Source organism: Bacillus sp. NPDC094077 (genome assembly GCF_050279465.1).
Taxonomy (GTDB): domain Bacteria; phylum Bacillota; class Bacilli; order Bacillales; family Bacillaceae_G; genus Bacillus_A.
This window is the reverse complement of record NZ_JBNNUF010000015.1, coordinates 1-18,605: the sequence shown is the minus strand read 5'-3', so window position 1 is coordinate 18,605 and position 18,605 is coordinate 1. Positions and strand designations below refer to the sequence as shown.

16 protein-coding genes and 4 pseudogenes are annotated in these 18,605 nt (G+C 33.6%); 12 read left to right on the top strand and 8 right to left on the bottom strand.

The window, feature by feature from the left end; genetic code table 11:
* Positions 1 to 591: 591 nt before the first annotated feature.
* From ACQKNR_RS24580 to ycaC, 4 genes are all read right to left on the bottom strand, one after another.
* Positions 592 to 2,427: an amidohydrolase gene (locus tag ACQKNR_RS24580; RefSeq protein ID WP_427321454.1), complete on the bottom strand. Its 1,836-nt coding sequence runs from the start codon at positions 2,425 to 2,427 to the stop codon at positions 592 to 594.
* Between the two features lie 13 nt (positions 2,428 to 2,440).
* Positions 2,441 to 3,034 (bottom strand): antibiotic biosynthesis monooxygenase, encoded by a 594-nt coding sequence (locus ACQKNR_RS24575; protein WP_427321452.1) that lies wholly within the window; start codon positions 3,032 to 3,034, stop codon positions 2,441 to 2,443.
* The gene (locus tag ACQKNR_RS24570) at positions 3,031 to 3,675 is read right to left on the bottom strand and encodes a hydrolase (RefSeq protein ID WP_090948329.1); all 645 of its coding nucleotides are present in this window, start codon (positions 3,673 to 3,675) and stop codon (positions 3,031 to 3,033) included. The genes ACQKNR_RS24575 and ACQKNR_RS24570 overlap by 4 nt, the downstream gene beginning before the upstream one ends.
* A 201-nt stretch (positions 3,676 to 3,876) precedes the next feature.
* Positions 3,877 to 4,521, bottom strand: coding sequence for an isochorismate family cysteine hydrolase YcaC (ycaC, locus tag ACQKNR_RS24565; protein ID WP_427321450.1), 645 nt, complete (start codon positions 4,519 to 4,521; stop codon positions 3,877 to 3,879).
* Between the two features lie 521 nt (positions 4,522 to 5,042).
* On the opposite strand from ycaC, the gene ACQKNR_RS24560 reads away from it, so the two are divergent.
* Positions 5,043 to 5,879 (top strand): alpha/beta fold hydrolase, encoded by an 837-nt coding sequence (locus tag ACQKNR_RS24560; RefSeq protein WP_427321448.1) that lies wholly within the window; start codon positions 5,043 to 5,045, stop codon positions 5,877 to 5,879.
* A gap of 230 nt (positions 5,880 to 6,109) precedes the next feature.
* On the opposite strand, the gene ACQKNR_RS24555 is transcribed toward ACQKNR_RS24560, so the two are convergent.
* Positions 6,110 to 6,943: a CPBP family intramembrane glutamic endopeptidase gene (locus tag ACQKNR_RS24555; protein ID WP_427321446.1), complete on the bottom strand. Its 834-nt coding sequence runs from the start codon at positions 6,941 to 6,943 to the stop codon at positions 6,110 to 6,112.
* A 573-nt stretch (positions 6,944 to 7,516) separates the two neighbouring features.
* Between ACQKNR_RS24555 and ACQKNR_RS24550 the strand changes: the two genes are divergently transcribed.
* The gene (locus tag ACQKNR_RS24550; protein WP_427321444.1) at positions 7,517 to 7,789 is read left to right on the top strand and encodes an HU family DNA-binding protein; all 273 of its coding nucleotides are present in this window, start codon (positions 7,517 to 7,519) and stop codon (positions 7,787 to 7,789) included.
* Between the two features lie 490 nt (positions 7,790 to 8,279).
* Here ACQKNR_RS24550 and ACQKNR_RS24545 read toward each other — a convergent pair whose 3' ends face one another.
* A complete protein-coding gene (locus tag ACQKNR_RS24545) occupies positions 8,280 to 8,708 on the bottom strand; it encodes a hypothetical protein (RefSeq protein ID WP_427321442.1) in 429 nt (142 codons plus the stop codon).
* 292 nt (positions 8,709 to 9,000) lie between these two features.
* Between ACQKNR_RS24545 and ACQKNR_RS24540 the strand changes: the two genes are divergently transcribed.
* The 5 genes and pseudogenes from ACQKNR_RS24540 (at position 9,001) to ACQKNR_RS24520 (ending at position 12,577) form a co-directional block, all read left to right on the top strand.
* Positions 9,001 to 9,183 (top strand): hypothetical protein, encoded by a 183-nt coding sequence (locus ACQKNR_RS24540; RefSeq protein WP_427321440.1) that lies wholly within the window; start codon positions 9,001 to 9,003, stop codon positions 9,181 to 9,183.
* Between the two features lie 25 nt (positions 9,184 to 9,208).
* Entirely contained in the window at positions 9,209 to 9,718 is a 510-nt protein-coding gene (locus tag ACQKNR_RS24535; RefSeq protein WP_427321438.1) for a DUF6141 family protein, read from the top strand.
* Positions 9,719 to 10,523: 805 nt separating this feature from the next.
* Positions 10,524 to 10,710 (top strand): annotated as a pseudogene (locus ACQKNR_RS24530) (hypothetical protein).
* Between the two features lie 492 nt (positions 10,711 to 11,202).
* Positions 11,203 to 11,637, top strand: a complete 435-nt coding sequence (locus ACQKNR_RS24525; RefSeq protein ID WP_427321436.1) for a sodium:proton symporter — start codon at positions 11,203 to 11,205, stop codon at positions 11,635 to 11,637.
* Between the two features lie 238 nt (positions 11,638 to 11,875).
* A complete protein-coding gene (locus ACQKNR_RS24520) occupies positions 11,876 to 12,577 on the top strand; it encodes a YrrS family protein (protein ID WP_427321434.1) in 702 nt (233 codons plus the stop codon).
* A 242-nt stretch (positions 12,578 to 12,819) separates the two neighbouring features.
* Here ACQKNR_RS24520 and ACQKNR_RS24515 read toward each other — a convergent pair.
* Both ACQKNR_RS24515 and ACQKNR_RS24510 read right to left on the bottom strand, forming a co-directional pair.
* Positions 12,820 to 13,459 (bottom strand): annotated as a pseudogene (locus ACQKNR_RS24515) (transposase); the annotation flags it as partial.
* Positions 13,456 to 13,947, bottom strand: coding sequence for a GNAT family N-acetyltransferase (locus tag ACQKNR_RS24510; protein WP_427321432.1), 492 nt, complete (start codon positions 13,945 to 13,947; stop codon positions 13,456 to 13,458). The pseudogene ACQKNR_RS24515 and the gene ACQKNR_RS24510, both read right to left, overlap by 4 nt.
* A 568-nt stretch (positions 13,948 to 14,515) precedes the next feature.
* Here ACQKNR_RS24510 and ACQKNR_RS24505 point away from each other — a divergent pair.
* The 5 genes and pseudogenes from ACQKNR_RS24505 to ACQKNR_RS24485 all read left to right on the top strand — a co-directional run bounded on the left by ACQKNR_RS24505 (position 14,516) and on the right by ACQKNR_RS24485 (position 18,450).
* Entirely contained in the window at positions 14,516 to 15,292 is a 777-nt protein-coding gene (locus tag ACQKNR_RS24505; protein WP_427321430.1) for a hypothetical protein, read from the top strand.
* Between the two features lie 151 nt (positions 15,293 to 15,443).
* Positions 15,444 to 15,734 (top strand): annotated as a pseudogene (locus ACQKNR_RS24500) (tungsten formylmethanofuran dehydrogenase); the annotation flags it as partial.
* 505 nt (positions 15,735 to 16,239) lie between these two features.
* Complete coding sequence (locus tag ACQKNR_RS24495; RefSeq protein WP_427321428.1) at positions 16,240 to 16,839, top strand: hypothetical protein; 600 nt, start codon at positions 16,240 to 16,242, stop codon at positions 16,837 to 16,839.
* A 63-nt stretch (positions 16,840 to 16,902) separates the two neighbouring features.
* Positions 16,903 to 17,155, top strand: a pseudogene (locus tag ACQKNR_RS24490) (hypothetical protein).
* A 1,088-nt stretch (positions 17,156 to 18,243) separates the two neighbouring features.
* Positions 18,244 to 18,450, top strand: coding sequence for a hypothetical protein (locus ACQKNR_RS24485; protein WP_427321426.1), 207 nt, complete (start codon positions 18,244 to 18,246; stop codon positions 18,448 to 18,450).
* The last annotated feature ends 155 nt before the right edge of the window (positions 18,451 to 18,605 follow it).

Genomic DNA, 18,605 nt, shown 5'->3' with positions numbered 1-18,605 from the left:
TCTGTCAAAAAACAAGTCAAGTTAATCAATGAACTCTTCTGTCTTACCGCATAGTAATAGATTCCGTTAGGGATATACATTACAGAATTTACGATACGGGAAAGCCCACGCAGGACTTTAGTCCGTCTTTAGATGTGGGATGCAAGCATCGTTTTTGCATAGCAAAACATGGTATATTTTTTCATAGTCATGCAAAAGACTCTAAAACGACTGTTCTCTAAAAACAGAATACATATGAGGTTGGGGTAGCAAATTCTTCTACTCCGTAAAATGTATTAAGTCGTCATGCAAAAGACGTAAAAACATTTGAGAACCAACAATCTGTACGGTATGGTCACAGTACCGTAGCCCACGAACCTATATGGTCTGTTGTGGGAGTGGCGATGGCACACCGCAATCTTGCACGTCAGCGATACCAGAAACGGACTTCACCTTTGGTAGCAAGAATCCCACTGACGTTAGTCAGCTTGCCCCTTTAGGGGTGGGAGTGTCAACATTATGATCTTAATACCATTACTATTTGGGTCCGTCTTCGGCCCCAAACCCTTATTGTAGAAAGAAAACCACCGGCATTATACCGGTGGTTCTGACTTAGAAAGCAAAGCAAGTACAACCAATACCCCATTTAGTTCCATCTTTTCCTATTACGGTATGAGTGTGTTGATGTAGAGGATTACTGCAACTATGTAACTTGTGACCATTGGCGTCGTGAGAAAGTATATTGTGGGCTAGGTTAGCACCACCATAACCATAAACTCCCGTCGGTGCCCAATCAGGTGATGCTGGCGGCAATTCAGGTGATAAATTTTTAAATTCATCATTTCCATAAACAACCTGCCCACCCATAATGGTGAGTAATGATTCAAGGTTTTTGATTTCTTCTTCTGGCACAGTAAAGTAGTCAGAGGACAATACAGCAATATCAGCAAATTGACCTACTGCAAGGGTTCCCTTTTTACCTTCGTCACCAGAGAACCATGCACTTCCTTTGGAATATAGTTCTAGGGCTACTTTTCTGTCAAGTTTATTCTTATCATCGTATATCGAAAGACCACCAATGGTTTTTCCGGCAACCATCCAGTAAAGAGCAACCCAAGGGTTATAGCTAGAAACCCTGGTTGCATCACTACCGGCGCCAACAGGTATACCCAGGTCTAGCATACGATAAATCGGGGGAGTACGCTTTGCAGCTTCTTTTCCGTATAAATCAACAAAGTATTCACCTTGGAAAGCCATGCGGTCTTGGATGGCAATACCGCCATTTAAAGCCTTAACACGTTCCATACTACGATCCGAGATTGTTTCTGCGTGGTCAAACCACCAGCGTAGACCATTAAAAGGAATTTCACTGTTGACTTCCTCAAATACATTTAAGAAACGTGTTATTGACTCGTCATAAGTTGCATGTAAGCGGAATGGCCAACGGTTTTCCACCAATAGAGAAATTACTTTCTTTAAGTCTGCTTCCATCATCGTAGCTAGTTCGGGCCGCGGCATCTGAAATTTTTCAAAATCGGCTGCCGAGAATACTAACATTTCTCCGGCACCATTCATTTTATACTTATCATTTCCTTGACCTGGAGAAACAATTTTTGCCCATGAAGCAAAGTCTTCATATTCATGATTTGGATTTTGCGTAAATAGATTATACGCAATACGCAAAGTTAATTGATTGTTCTCAGCTAAATGTTCAACAACTTTGTAATCATCAGGATAATTTTGGAATCCGCCACCTGCATCAATGGCACTTGTGATACCTAATCTATTTAATTCGCGCATAAAATGACGGGTTGAGTTAATCTGATCGTCAAAATTAAGTACTGGAGCTCTTCCCAAACTTGAATAAAGAATAGAAGCGTTAGGATTAGCAATTAAAAGACCAGTTGGATTACCTCGTTTATCCCGCTCAATTAAACAGCCCGGAGGATCTGGGGTATCTTTTGTGTATCCCAGTGCACGCAGCCCAGCACGATTTACAAGTGCTCTATCATAAAGATGTAGCACAAAGACAGGCGTGTCTTCAGAAACGGCATTAATCTCTTCCAAAGTTGGCATCCGTCTCTCTTTAAATTGAAATTCAGACCAACCTCCAACTACTCTTACCCACTGAGGAGCAGGTGTACGCCTTGCCTGCTCTTTGAGCATTTCCAGAGCAATAGCAAGTGATGGCACACCTTCCCAGCGCAATTCCATATTATAATGAAGACCTCCACGAATAACGTGTATATGAGAGTCATTCAAGCCCGGAATAGCTCTCTTTCTTTTAAGGTCTATTTTTTTTGTTTTTTCTGTGGCACTATCAAGAAGCTCATCTCCACCTACTGCTGTGACTAAACCATCAGTTATGGCGATAGCAGATACCTCAGGTTGAGAGGGATCAAGGGTAGTAATTTTTCCGTTATATAAGATCATATCCGGCAAATTCATATTCACACCTCGTCTACTTCCTATTATTTTGTAACCATGGATGAAATATTTTACCGTAAATCGGCATGACTACCCATGATAGCAAGGACACTATACATACAGAAACAAAAAAAGCTGACATAATAGGATTCATATGTTTTATAATAGGTCCTATTACTTTAGGAACTAACATGCTAAGGGGCCATACACCAAGAACCGTAACAATAGACATTTTCCATTTTAGCGGTGGAACTGGTGTTTTCGGAGTAACAAACCAATAAGCCAAACTGCTTTCAGTTTTGTAAGTTGGATTAGTAGCTTGGAATTGTTCTGCCTTTTTTAACAAATCTCGACGAATATCTGATTCTTGCCAAGCACGTAGATGCTCATACGTATCAAAGCGAAAAATAACAGTATACTCTCTGGATTCGTTATTGGGTACTATTAGATTTACGCCTAAATGCCCTGGGAATTTAGTAGCGGCAGCTTCGATTTCATGTCTCCATGTTTCAAACTGTTTTTCTCTACCTTCTTGAATTTTCCATGTAACAATCGTTGTTACTGAACCGCTAGCATCCATCGTGTTCTCAATATGAGTCTCTCCGACAGTCACTCTTTCTTGGTTCATAATTTTCTGCTTGGAAGCGCGCCATGTACCATAGTATATGCATATTCTACGCCTTGACCATAAGCGCCAGTGTGTTCTTTTACAATTTCCATAACAGCATCATAAGTGTCTTTGCGTGCCCAGTCACGTTGGTATTCAAGTAAAACTTGAATTGCTGTCACTGGAATTGCACCAGCTTGTTCTACACGACGCATAGCAGCGTTATGTGCTGTCAAACTAGTACCACCTGAAGCATCATCAACCGCATAAACTTCATAGCCAGCTTTAATTGCTTCAAGCACAGGGAATGCAAGGCAAACTTCAGTCCAAAGTGCTGCAAATATCAATTTCTTTCTACCTGTTGCTTTAACTGCCTCAACAAATTTTGAATCTTCCCAAGAGTTCATTGAACTACGTTCAATAATTTCATGGTTTGGGAATATATCAAGAATTTGTGGCCAAAAATAACCAGAAAAGCTGCGTGTTTCAACTGTAGTAAGAATAGTAGGTACGTTAAAAGTTTTTGCTGATTTAGCAAGCAGCATAACGTTATTAATCAAAGTTTGTCTGTCAATGCTTGCAACTCCAAAAGTCATTTGAGGCTGAAAATCAATCAAAATTAATGCACTGTTTTCCGGATTTAACAATTCTAAATTACTCATAATAAAACGCTCCTTTTTTTAATTGTTTTAAATTTAGTTTTTTTGAAAGAAATATATTTTCTGTTAATTTTAACTGTGATCGTAAAAATAAAAGCTTTGCTATACTTTATAATTTAAAAGAGAGCGCTGATTTAATCAGCGCTAAATTTATACAATCCACTTTAAAAAAAGTGATTTATAGCTATTTTTTTTTGAATATATTTATGCATTTTGTTTACTAAGATCTCGCTGAGCGCCCCTATAGCTTCCAATAATATTTTGATAACCCGGAAGATTACTAGCAAGCAAATTGCCAAAACCTTCGACATCGTTGCGCCAATCGCGTTGTAATTCGCACGCTACGCTAAACCAGTTCATAAGTTGTACGCCACTATGTGCCATACGCGTATTGGCAGCATCTGCAACTTGTTTACTGAAAGTTCCTGAAGCATCAGTAACAGCAAATACTTCATACCCAGCTTTTATAGCGGAAAGTGCGGGGAAAGCAACGCAAACATCTGTAACTACGCCCGCAATGATAAGTTGTTTTTTTCCGGTTTCTTCGATTGCTTTTACAAAATCATCATTATCCCATGCGTTAATTTGTCCAGGTCGAGCTATTTTTGGTGCGTGAGGAAAGAGGTCAACTAATTCTTGCATTAAAGGTCCGTTAGGTCCGTGTTCAAAGCTTGTTGTTAAAATAACTGGTAAATCAAAAAACTTAGCAGTTTGAGCAAGAGCTAAAACATTGTTCTTGAATTCATCAACACCATAGTCACGTACTAGTCCGGACATAAGACCAGTTTGATGATCTACTAAAAGAACGACAGCATCATCTTTGTTAATACGAGAATAGAGATCAGCCATTATGTATTCCTCCTAAAAATTAAGTAATCGAAGAAAGTTTAAACAGTGGAATATTATCATAAATTTCTTCGTTTGTTACGATTAGTCTATAACTAAACTGACCGTTAATATTAGTTATAGCAGCATTCACAGAACATGAAGCGCTATACAAATTTATAGTATTTGAAAACTAGTTCATTAATCAATTCTAAATTATCTATAATTTGTATAGATGGTAACTATAGTTATTTTTACCATAAAATTGATTGGTTTTACCTATACATTCTATAGATAGAACAATATTGATAGTTACCTATTTTTGCTATTAGAATTGAATATGAGGAATGTTCAGCAATTATTTCATGATAAAAAAGGTATTAGATGGGGAATTGCTACAAAAACAGAAAATGAATTCATCGGAATAATAGAGTTTCATGCTTAGAATTCACAACATAAACGTGCATAAATAGGTTACGAGATTCATCCCATCCGGATTATTGAAGAGAAGGATATTTATTAGAATATTTTTTGGAGGTAGAAGAATGACAAAAATTACTGTAGGAACCGAAAATCAAGCACCAATTGAGATATATTATGAGGATCATGGTATTGGAAAACCAGTTGTACTAATTCATGGTTGGCCGTTAAGTGGTCGATCTTGGGAATACCAAGTTCCCGCTCTTGTTGAGGCTGGATACAGAGTTATAACATATGATCGTCGAGGCTTTGGAAAGTCATCTCAGCCGTGGGAAGGATATGAATATGATACCTTTGCTTCTGATTTACATCAACTAATAGAACATTTAGATCTTCAAAATGTCACACTTGTTGGTTTTTCTATGGGCGGGGGTGAGGTAGCTCGGTACATTAGTACATATGGAACAGATCGTATTGAAAAGGCTGTTTTTGCTGGAGCAGTTCCTCCATATTTATACAAATCAGAGGATCATCCTGAAGGGGCATTAGATGATGCAGCAATTGAAGAATTTAAAAGTGGCGTGATAAATGACCGCCTTGCATTTCTTGACGAATTTACTAAGGGATTTTTCGCAGCTGGTAATCGAACAGATTTAGTTAGTGAGCCATTCCGTTTATATAATTGGGATATTGCAGCCAGTGCATCGCCTAAAGGAACGCTTGATTGTATTACCGCCTTTAGTAAGACAGATTTTAGAAAAGACTTGGAAAAGTTTAATATACCTACTCTTATTATTCACGGTGACTCTGATGCAACTGTACCTTTTGAGTTAAGTGGAAAACGCACATACGATTCCATTCCTGGTAGTAAACTCACTCTTATAAAAGGTGGTCCTCATGGATTAAACGCCACCCATGCAAAAGAATTTAATGAAGCATTATTAACATTTTTAAAAGACTAGTTTTTGAGGAACTACCAAATGTGGTGGAACAGCAATATCAAGAATAACAAACGAGAATCCTAAAATCCACGCCATGATAGGAATGTATTAAAAGATGCATAGAATCATAGAAAGAGAAAAAGCGAAATCTCATTTATAATGGATTTCGCTTTTTCCTTGCTATCGATAATGAGAGGCTATGTCTACAAATCTTGTATAGAACGTACACGAGAAAACTGTAAAAACTATAACTAAATCAAATCACGATCTCCATTAGCATATTTTGTGACTTTATTCCCGTATAACACTTTCTTTGGATTTATAACTATAATTAAAACCGCAACTATTAAATAAAAAATGGCATTATACATAATTAATTCAATTAATTGTCCATTTATTATGCCTATAAAAAAATTAAAGAAAAAGTGGATAATCATTGGAATAATTAAATTTCGATTCAAATTATAAAATGTTGTCATGAGTATTGTAGTAGATATAATTGCAATCATAAAAAATAAAATATATTTAATTAAATTAATGCCTGTAAAACCTGTAGTAAACCATATAGGCAAATGCCACATTCCCCACCAGAAACCGATAATTATTGAAGATTTTAATGGTGAATATTTTTTTTGAAGTTCCATTAGTGCAAAACCTCTCCAACCTAATTCTTCTCCTAGAGGTCCGGACACGATAGTTTTAACAAGGTAGTAAATTAAGACACCCGATGAAGTTCTATTAAAAATTGAGTCTGCTTCACTGTTAATCGACACGAGAAACAACATCGTCAAAAATATAATTACTTGAATCGTACTTACAGTAAGAGTTATAAGTAAACTAATTTTATTTTTAAATCTATCTTTTACGAATTGAATAAAACTCTGCGCAGGATAGAGTTTCTTAAATAGCAACACAAAAGCAAAGGTGGAAGACCAAGATGATATGCATAGCATTACATCAAAAATCCAAACTGGAAACTCCAATAACTTTATGACTCCTACAAGAAGAAACAATGGCCAAAAAATAATATTGGTTAATAAAATAAAACTTACCACTGGTTTTTTCAGTTTTTTATCTCCATTCACATACAATCCCACCTTAAGTTAAATTTTAACGAATTTACCGAAAGAATTCTCCTTCCTCGAGCGTGTGAAGGGTGCTAGCCCAACGGTAGGTGGGAGATGAATTTCGGTTTGGCATAGCCAAAAACTTTTGATAAACTAGCTATATGAAGTTCTTTGATAACTTGATATAGGAGGTTGCAGGAAGAAAATAGAGTGCGAAAACTAAGCCATTCGGTTCCTGCGTAAAATATCAACCGTACTCAGAGAGCATCCAATCGTTGGACATCTAGGGGTGGAACACCCCGAAGTAACGCTCAGGGAGACGAAAGGTTGCTTTCGTCGTGGAACTGAGAAGCTCCCACTTCAAGCTTTGCTAAGTGGCGAGTAGTTCACAAATAAAATAATGTACCTATGCAGTTCATCATTATAATAACGCCGAATTTTCTTTCTATTATAGCTGTATTTTTTTAGAAATATTACTAGTCAATTTACAACTCCTAGCTCCTGTTAGGGCCCATTTTATATTTTATAAATTGCACCAGGAGTATTGGAACGTTATAATAGTCCTTAATTACATATAAAGAGGTGCAGAAAATGAATAAAACAGAATTAACAAAAGTAGTAGCGGATAAAGCAGAACTTACACAAAAGGATGCAGCAGCAGCGACACAAGCTGTATTAGACGCTATAACAACTGCTCTTGCAAATGAAGAGAAAGTACAGGTTCTTGGATTCGGTACATTTGAAGTACGTGAAAGATCTGCACGAACAGGTCGTAACCCGCAGACAGGTGAAGAAATGCAAATTGCTGCTTCAAAGGCACCTGCATTTAAAGCTGGAAAAGAATTAAAAGAGGCAGTGAAATAAGTATACTAAGTGAAAAAGGATCCGATACTCATATCGGATCCTTTTTATTTGTAACACGGCAATTTTTAATTTAAAGGAGATTTTATGTGAGGGGTACCGTCAGGACTTTAGAAAACCCCCAGGTTAAGAGTATGCAAGATTTTATACAGATTTTTGGCTAATTCAGTAACAAACGAGACCCCTTAAACCAATGTCAGGATAGGAATGTATAAAAGGCTGAATAGAGTTATAGAAAATAAAAAAGAGGATGCCTCCTGAGAGTAAGGATTCGTCTTTGTATTGCTACCAATAATTGTGCGTTATGTTAACCTCACATGGATTTTTATTTATCGTTAATTTCATAGTTTAAAAAGACAACTTGTACCTATTTTTTAGGGGTAGAGAGAGCAATAGTAACCTAAAACGCAAAGTAAGTTACAGAAAATATAAGATAAATAGAAGGAGCTTCTAATAAATAGAGGCTCCTTCTGTGTACATGTACACACACGTATTATTCTATATGAGCAAATTTAACTTTATTTGGATCTACCTTTGCATTTATAACTTTGACCTTTACGGAATAGTTAGCTTCTTCTAGAGAATGTATAGGAGCTGAAAATGGTTGGAAAGCTGAATGCTTATGATTAGGGATAGTGGCACTTGTGACATATGATAGATCACCTATTAAATTATAAAACTCAAATACTACACGACTTGGTTCTTGTTCATTAGATGAACTTACATCAGCAATCCCAATAAAAGTATTAAAATAAGGGTAGTATCTTATAGCATCCCCATCATAAAGCCAAAACTCACTTTCATTTATGGATGATTTTTCATTGTTAATTTGAGCGGAAACTGTATTCTGCACAGGACTATAAAATGCACTAAAAACTAAAAACCCTATACTCATTACCGGAATAAGAATTCTTTTTTTCATTTTAACCACTCCTTAAATTCCGTTTTTTAACAATCACATAATACAAATTTTCTTTTAAAGTGTAAATGATTATTTTTTTATTGGAATAGTCAAAAGTGCTGTGACGATAATGAGACGTTATGCTAACTGAGTATGTATACAATATACAACCAAAATCAACCAACATATCACTTCTTTTAAATGGTAAAATAGGGAAAAAGGAGATTCTAAATAATGCCTTTAGAAACCACTAGTTATTACATAGAAGTTGCCGAAAAAAGAGATGAAAGAAAAAAGCAAGGGAGGGGCATAAGTGAAATATATTAATGGATTGTACATGTCACTTATATTGATGATGTTTATTAATTTACTTAATACTACAATATTTGATAATGAATATTCAGGGATAACAATGTATCTTTCTTCCGTTATATTTATAATTGGGAGCACATTTTTCGGAAATGCAAAACAGCTTAAAATTAGTGAGAAAAAATAAACCATTTAGGAGGTGACAATCATTAATGAAACAACAAGAACACGTTATCTTTCGTGAGGTTCAGCGATCCCCAATTTGGGTATGGATACTCATATTAGGGATCGCCATACTGATGTGGTATGGATTCATTCAACAAATTATTCTTGATACCCCGTTTGGAGATAAACCAGCTCCCAATGGTGTATTAATTGTTTTGTGGTTGTTTTTCGGGATTGCCTTTCCTGTATTAATGCTTGGAGTATTGAAACTGATCATTGAGGTCCGTGAAAAAGGTCTTTATGTTCGTTTTGTTCCTTTTCATTTTCAATATAAGCAGTACCCTTTCAAAAATATACATCACTATGAATGCATTACTTACAGTCCACTAAAACGATTTGGGGGATGGGGAATTCGTTTTAACCTTAAGGGTGAAAAAGCCTATAACATGAATGGACAGAAAGGTATAGAGTTAAAGTTGAAATATAACACAGTGGTAATCGGCACTCAAAAACCAGACGAATTAAAAAAAGCATTGGACTCAGTACAAAAAGTATAATGAAAATTAATCTTCAACAAACGGGCGCAATTCAAGAATTTGTACTAGGTATACCTACTTTAAAAACAACTTAAATTTACTGCCCATATCGAAAATTATGTAAATAAGCTGTCCATATGGGCAGCTTATTGTATTTTTTCCGAAATGCTGGCGGAACCCTACTAGTATTCTTGCTTTTTAGTTTTTTTTAGTATATTATATAAATATGACAATATAGGGATTATAATATACAAAAAGGACTCAAATCTATTATTAAGATTTAAATCCTTTTCAAAGATAAAAAGATTTTAATAAAAACGTAATATAACTTATGCTTGCCTTTTTAATATGTATCTAGTAAAAACACATTTTTTATTAATACAATTGTGTTTTCAATATAAATGGAAACTTTAAATAGAAGTTTATTTACTTTCAATGATAGGAGTTAGTGTTCTAGAATCTAGAAAAACAATGCACCATACAGAGTAATCTGACAAACCTAAGAGGTATTGTATGTAGTTTGTTCATCTCAGATACACAACAAAAGAGCCTTACCTCTTTAGGTAAGACTCTACAAGTTTAGTTGTATAATATTTACATAGCAACTAAGAAACAGAAAACATATAACACCAAGTAACAGAACCCTATCATTACTCCTACAGCTAATACCTGTTTAACCCAACTCTTAAGTTTTAGATTACTGTCAATCGCTTGCACTCTTTCCATATTTCCTCCTATTAAGGAGAACCCTTAAAGACTCCCACCTAGCTATGGTACCATTAAAGAATGATTAATAGAGGTCTAATTTTTGTCTAAACGTATAAATATGCAATATTGCATACAAAAATGTATCGCTACATATGTAAGCGTTTACTGCAATGAAGGTATAAAGATTCACCACATCTTAATACGAAAAAAGAGGAGAAAATAATATGGAAATCGCAATGGCAGTTTTAAAATTTATAGGTGGAGCAATCCCATTAGTTCAAGAACTTCTAAAAGCATTTATGTAAATTCACTATTTAGCAATTATTTATAAAAATTATCATACAAATGATCTGTATATCAAAGATGAATTGATTTACAGATCATTTGTGTGAGCAAGGTCTCTTTAACATTATTAAGGGACTTTTTTAAATTTCTAAACACTTAAGGTTACGTTACATCAACATCAGGTTAGCAAAACAAAAAGAAAAATACGCCACCATTTCCTATGATTCTACAAAAAGAATAGCGTATTTTTCATATTGGGGGCATTATAAAATTTTAAGTTGATGGCGATGGGCTTCTTCCACCACAGAACGATAAAATTATCGAAGAGAATTATGAGCCTTACTTGACGAAACAAATGATAGGAAATTCATGATGATATGTACATATTCATTATTGAAATTAGTAATAATAAAATGTATTATTGAAAAGCACTATTTATAATTCAAGTAATCAAGGCTATGTATCCATAATAATTTGAACATTCAGAAATTATAATATTATCTAAAAATGAGGTGAAGTTAATAGAAACAGTACATATTAAATGGTATGGATTGTATAGTTTAAATGATTTTTATAATAGAGAAGAAGCTTTTAAGAAGGGGATATTTGCAATCTCTAGAGTATATGCTAAGAATGAAACATTGATCTATATAGGAAAAACCAAAAGAAGCTTTATACAAAAGATAAGGGAACTTAATAAGGATTGGATTTTTGATGAAAGCGAATTAAAGATTACATTAGGAATAATAGAGTTTCCTAGTGGTGAAAGTTACTCTGAAAAAAAGGTAAAAGAGATAAAATCCCTTTTGATTTTACGACATACCCCATTAGAAAACAACACATCTTCATTATACCATAGAGGGCAATTTAATTTGAAAATTATAAATAAGGGAAGAAGGGGCTTAATTGTTAAAAAGCTTTCTACAGGAAATCTAATGTGGACGTAATTGGAATCACGTTTGAATAAAATTGAAGGTTTCTTACGTACAGATGCTTATCAATTTTTAATGTATTAAACTATTTTTGAATAACATATGTCAGATGCTTGAAACAACACAAATTTTATTATGATATGAAACCTTGTATGGGAATTGTAGTTCATTTCCATTATTTAATAAAAACATTAAGAATTATAGGGATAATGCATAAAGATTAGAGGAGAAAATAAACTCGGAGGTTTGAAAAATGGGACAAGTAAGCAGGTTTCAAGAAAAACAACAAAATCGTCGTCAAAAGGCGATTTTTAATATTGCATTTACTTTGGTATTAGTGACAGTTGGTATAGTGACATACCAGTTGTTTTCCCCTTCTGATACATCAAAGAAAGCAATTGCCCAAGAAAAGAAAGCAACAAAGATAGAAGAGAAGAAACGTGAAGAGAAAGAAGCAATACAGTTAGAAGAGAAGAAACGTGAAGAGAAAGAAGCAGCGCAGTTAGAAGAGAAGAAACGTGAAGAGAAAGAAGCAGCGCAGTTAGAAGAGAAGAAACGTGAAGAGAAAGAAGCAGCACAGATAGAAGGGAAACAAAAAGCAGAAAAATCGGTAAAAACGAACGGAAATGAAAATAAAGAGGGAGAAAAAATGGCATCTCAAGAAAAAGGTTCTCAAACTAATCCTTCTTGGAAGCCAATTGGTACAGAGCAAGGAGCAAAACCTGAAATGAAATTTAAAGAAGGAACAGTAGATTGGAGTGAGATGAAAAAAGCAATTTCTTATGCTGTTGATGTTCCAGAGAGCCAATTGATTTTCGATTTTATTGGGAATAATGGTAATAATAAAGCCTACGGTAATGTACGAGATAAGCAAAGTAATAAAAAATATAAGGTTGATATTGATTGGGTAGAGAATCAGGGGTGGAAACCAGTATCTGTGCAAGTGGTAAAATAAATAATAGAAATGTAATTATGTGTTTAAAAGTTTACTTTTGTAAAAACTCAAAAAAGAGTCAGTATCAATCAGAACTTTTTTTCTTACGATTAGTCAACCTATATTTTTAGATTTTTGAAGAATTGAATATCACAAAGTTCATACCACACATGTATCCATTATAATGCATACTAAATACCCCTAATATGAAGTCGTTTTTTTACTAGGGGAGGAGATATGATATGATGGATGAAACTATGACGTTAGGCCGTTAACCGATAATCATAGTGTATATCATGTGTAATAAGGTGAAAGAGAAGCTTCAATAACTTATTTACACACGCAATGGACGCAACTTTATGACATTTGTTATAGGGTTGCGTTTTTAATTTATCGTAGTACTCTATAATATGATTTCGCCCGTAACGCCGTTGTTTAATCATGTTTTGGATAATTAGGAAAAGTAATTTTCGTAAATGTTTATTTCCACGTTTATTAATTTTATCTTTATAAAACGTTTTACCTGATTGAAAGAGACGTATATCAATACCGGCGTATGCATTCAATTGCTTGTTATTCGCAAAACCCCATTTCAGCCATTAAGCGTACAGCCGTATTTGGTCCAATTCCAGGGAGGCTCAGAATGATACCATATTCTGCACGTTGTTCAGCTATATGTACCATCTTGTTAATGCAACATTCCTTTTGGTGAATAAGTTCTTGATAACGCCTTGCGTATACTTTGAGCTGATCGCACAGGACATCATTTTGAGAAACGGCTGGATAGGAGTTTTTCGCTATTTCAAGTATCCGAATTGCTTTTTCCTCTGCCATGATAGTTGATATTTTTTTATTGGTGTTGGCACGAATTCGATTTTTTATAATCGTTTTAGAAGGGCTTAAAAATAACGATGCTTGATAAACGTTATCGCCGACATTTCCTCAAAATGCTTATTAAGCTCAAGTAACTTTCCATGTGATTGATTAATTGCATCCTTATAGGAAGCCGTTTGTTTTGTTATGAAAGTGGAAGATATGTCTGAAATTCTCGTTTCGACATTTAAGCAGAATTCAGTGAATTTTTCTTTTGGAACAATTTGATGAAAAGAACCGTCTTTAACTGTGAAGCCAACTTTTGTGTAAAAGGCTTCTAAATATTCATATTTAAATGCAGTATTAAGCAGTCCATTAAAATGGAATTCGTAACCAGGATAGCTAAAGTATAGCCATCTGTAAAAGGAATATATCATACATGTCCCAGTACCTTGTTCAATAGGAGTTGAATCTACACTTTTAATTTTAACTTCCAGGAATTTTTCAGAGTGATATTCTGTAATATGGCATGCTGTAGTTCCAGTGCTACCATTGTTGAGATTATCATGAAACTTCATATCGAATTTTAGGAATCCCTCGTCTGGTATTTGTTCAATGTTCGTAAACGATATTTTTAATTGTTTTCCGTGTTTCGTAAGGATTGTAGGGAGCTCTGTTAGTATGGTTTAATACCAACTCTTTCTATATTTAGTTTCAAATTGTAGAATTTATAATATTAATTTTTTATATTGTGATGTAATTATAAGTATGACTTGTTTCTTGATGAAAATCAAAATTTAATAAAGGGACTCGTTTTTTAAATAAGGAAAATTTGGGTAAAACATATACCGATGCCTACACACTGTGTAAAGAAATGAAAGATACGTACTTTACCAATTTTTTTACTAAATTTCTCTTAAAGATAAAAAAATTTGTATATCTTATTTATATAATTTATGATATGGTTTCATATGTTAATAAATTACAACACTTTTAAAAAGAAGTATACATTATGATAGATGCTACTTCGTTATAGACAAACTCTCAAGGTTAAAAAACGATTTTCGTAGATGAAATGAACGAGAAAAAAAAAGAAAGAGTTGGAAGAAAAGAAACAACAATCACGAAACAAAGGGGTAAATTACAATGAAGCGTAAGTTATTAGCAGTTGCACTGCCAGTTATGTTGATGAGTGGTGTAGGTTGTGCAAGTAAGGACGTAGCGGAAGAGAAAAAAGAGGATAGTGTAAAAGTAGCAGATTATAAGAAAACAGATACGGAATCAAATAAGGAAACAGGCAAGGAAAAAGATAAAGATAATGGAACAAATAATGACTCTACAGCAAGTGATAGCGAGTCTGGAACAACAAATAAGGACCCAATAGCTACTGTAATTAAAGACGTAGATAAAATACACGAAGAAAAAGAAAAGTTAGAGAAACAAAAAGAAGCGGAGACAAAGAAGGAAGAAACAAGTAAAAAGGAAGTTCAGGTAGAGAAGAAAGAAGAAGTAAGTAAAGAGAAAGACAATGTATCTGATGCTACGAAGCCTAACAGTATGAAAGAGTATCAAGAAAAAGTAGAAATACAGGCTAATAAGTTCATAGATGCGGTAAAAGCTACGAAACCAATAGTTGAAAAAGATGAAACACTACGAACAAATAAAGACGAATTAAAAGCACAGTTTAATATAGTGAAAGGGGAGGCAGAGAAGTTAGTAGGCCTTAAACCGCCTGAAAAGTACAGTTATTTTAAAATTGAATTTATAGATGCTAATAAGACATTCCTACGGGCATTAGGCGACTTGTTTACAGCTCTAGACGAAGGAGATGTAGAAAAGGGCGACGCGGCTTTAGGTGGTGTATTATATGGTTTCGAACAATTCGGTATTACAATAAATGGAATAAGAGACATAGAAGAATAAGATATGTCTAAGATTGAATAGTAAAATTGTGAGAAGTGCAAACAAAAAACCTTGATACAGCTGGTATCAAGGTTTTTTCTCTTAGTAAAGAGACATATATTAATCGCGTTCCCATTGGTGTACTTATGTACGGAAGGACAGTAAAGTTTCTATTGAGTAAAATAAGAAAGAAGACTATAAAGAAAACTTAGCCTACTTGATGAAAGATATTTCTGAACAGTCTAAGGTTGTAAGTAACATATTAGTAAGCCAAAAGTCAGTAGAAGAGAAGAAGAAAGAATATGATTTAGCTTCTAAAGACTTACTTGAAACATCTGAAAAAGTTAAGAAATTAAAGCATGACGAAAAGTATAAAGATGTAAAATTTACAATGGATACTGCTATGGGCTTACTAGATATGTCACTTAAATCAATTGAAGACGGTCTAGAGCTAAAAGACAGAAACTGGTTCTGGTGCGAAAATTTCAAAATAACTGTAAGCAATACTTTGTTCTAATGGAAGGTTATCTACTATACCTTCTAATTTGTTATGTAGAAATTTCACGTACCATATTTTTAATATGTTTTTATAAAATAAAGTAATTAAGGGATTAAATTATCCTCATGGAAAGTAACATCAATAAGAATTTCACACGTAATGACGTAAAACATATTCACAATCGCTACATATATCCCTATATGTTTGCCCGTGTATTGTTTTTATTTGTCTCGACATAATAACAACAATTTGTACATTTTTTTAAGTGTAAATCCAATTGTACGCTGGATAAATTATTTCTATATAGCTAAACATCTCCATCAAATTGTATTAGTTTTTTATATAAAAAAGTTAGAGAATTATCTTAGTTATTAAATAGATTCTGCCTATACTTTAAGTAGAACCTAATTAATTAAATTTAAAGAGATTATATGTTTATATATAGAATTTTGAAGGAGGTATATTATAAATGATTCCAACGTCAACATATGTGGCTAAATGGGTATTAGATGACTTAACACTTGCATCAAGACCAAATCAGGGGATCAAACTAAGTACATTTAAAAAGTTAGAGAAACTTTATGTAGAATACAGGGAAATGATTGAGGGAGATACTACCTTTGAAATCACACATTACCTTTTAGAGTTTATCAATCCGCATAATCTTTTTGTAGTAAGAGAAGGTTACTATATATTTGATAATAAAACGATGAGATTTATTAAAGTATCGGATGATATTCATTTTTTAAACCAAAACTTAGCGTACTGTAATAATGGAGTTGCAGTAGATTTAATAAACGGAAAAATGCATTTTTTAGAAGGTCATTATTATAAAGTTAAGACCTCATATGTTGATTTATTAAAAGGAGAAACTATCCCGGTAATGGTACTAAGTCATTTAGATAATAATGTTGGAGTATCAGTTCCTTTGACAATGTTTAATGAGGAAAGAACTTTTAAAATTTCAGAGAGTTATATAGTTAATCTTACCTCAAAGAATTGTAACAATGAGAGTGAATTTAATGAAAAGGGAAACGTAATACGATTTTTAAAACCTTCTATTGTGTAATTAAGGATATATGTTAATTAAATTCATAATGGATTCAAGAGGGTGATAAAAGTGTCATTTGAAATGTATACAGCCTTTCGAGGTAAGGCAATTATAAAGGACGAATATAAAGAATTAGTGGAATTAATAAAATACAGGAAGCTGGGAAGAAGCTGAATATAATTTTCTAAATATGAGGTGTCGCAGAGGGAACAGGGGAGAAGAAAATGACTATTTTACGAAATTAAACGGTAATGAATGGTCGTTTGTAGCAAATATAAAGAACTACAGAGATACAAAGCATAACGCGATACCTATTACTATTATTAAAGGCTAAAAGTTCCGCAAGGAACAAACTTATTCCATATTCAGTTACGTTAAGTTCTTCCCAAAACCCCCAGCCAGCATCCACACCCAAAAACAAGGAAATTCTATACAAGTTTTTTATGTTTCTACACAAAAGAACCCGAAATCTTTTTTCGATTACGGGCTCTTTTGCAGCTTTTTGATTTCTACAAGTATGAAGTGAAAGAACAGCGGTCTTTTATCTATAGGAAATAGTTTCAAGACAAAACAAATAATATCATATAGAAATAGAAAAAGTTTATTAAATTGTGCCTTTAAATAAGGTGCTTTTGATTCTTTACGATTTGTAAATGAAGTGTTAATAAAGTAACCACTTAAAAAAGTTAAGTGCCTAAAATGCCTGAAATCATTGATATAAATAGGTTTGTCCTACTTTTTTGTTTGATTTACTCTCTTTTATAATCAAAAAAGCTTTTCTTCATTGCATTCCGAAATTCGGCAGGTATAGGCATGTCGACAAGCCGAAGATACCAAAAACGAAGATTTAGGTAGTACGACTTGGACAAGCTATTGTACCTGCAGAACCACCTTGATTAACTGTTCATGAAATGCCTCTTATACAATATTTTAATGACACTAAAAGGGGCTATCCCCTCGCTTATCTTCACTCGAGCCCTTGCACCCACACCAAAAAATAAGGGGAATTCAGAAAAATTACATGCAAAGTTTTAAAAGTGAAGTTAAGTAATCCTTGTATAAAAAATATCATTTTTCAAAAAAAGAATTAGATAAAATTCCTTTTCTAAAGGTAAAAATCATAGGATATATTTTTTCTTTATCTGATAGAATGTAAAGAGAAATACGACATCATATTCCTGTTCAGATTTATTTTGAACCTGATCCACGGATTGAAAAAGAATTTTATTTTTCCTTTTTAATTTTTTGACTCAGAAGTTATCTTATTGGATTTGAGCCCCGACACTCAAATCTTTACCAGTAACCCAAAAAGAATCCTATTATAGGATTCTTTTTGGGTTTTATTATAAAAAATTAGCAATTTCTAGGGGAGCATGCATATGATATACCCTACGGAAAAAATACTTATATGGATGTGTTGAAATGAATAAATTAAATCAAATTAAATTGATAATAGATGAAAAACAGTGTGAAAAATTAAAATTATTAGCAAATATAAATGAATTATCTCTTTCGAATTATTGTCAATACATAGTATTGTCATTTATTGATTCGATTGATATTTCTAAATTAAATGATGTTCCTAAATCTACATTAAATCCAAATTCTAGTTTAAAATTGTTAGAATAATTTTTGTCATTTTATTTAAAAAAAAGAGGGAATTATTAACTAATATCATATACACGTGAGGTTAAGTCGGGTAAGCGAGGGGCATCACTGCCCCTAACTCCCCTAAGAACCGTACGTGACAGTTTCCCATCATACGGCTCAAGCCTTCTTTTTAT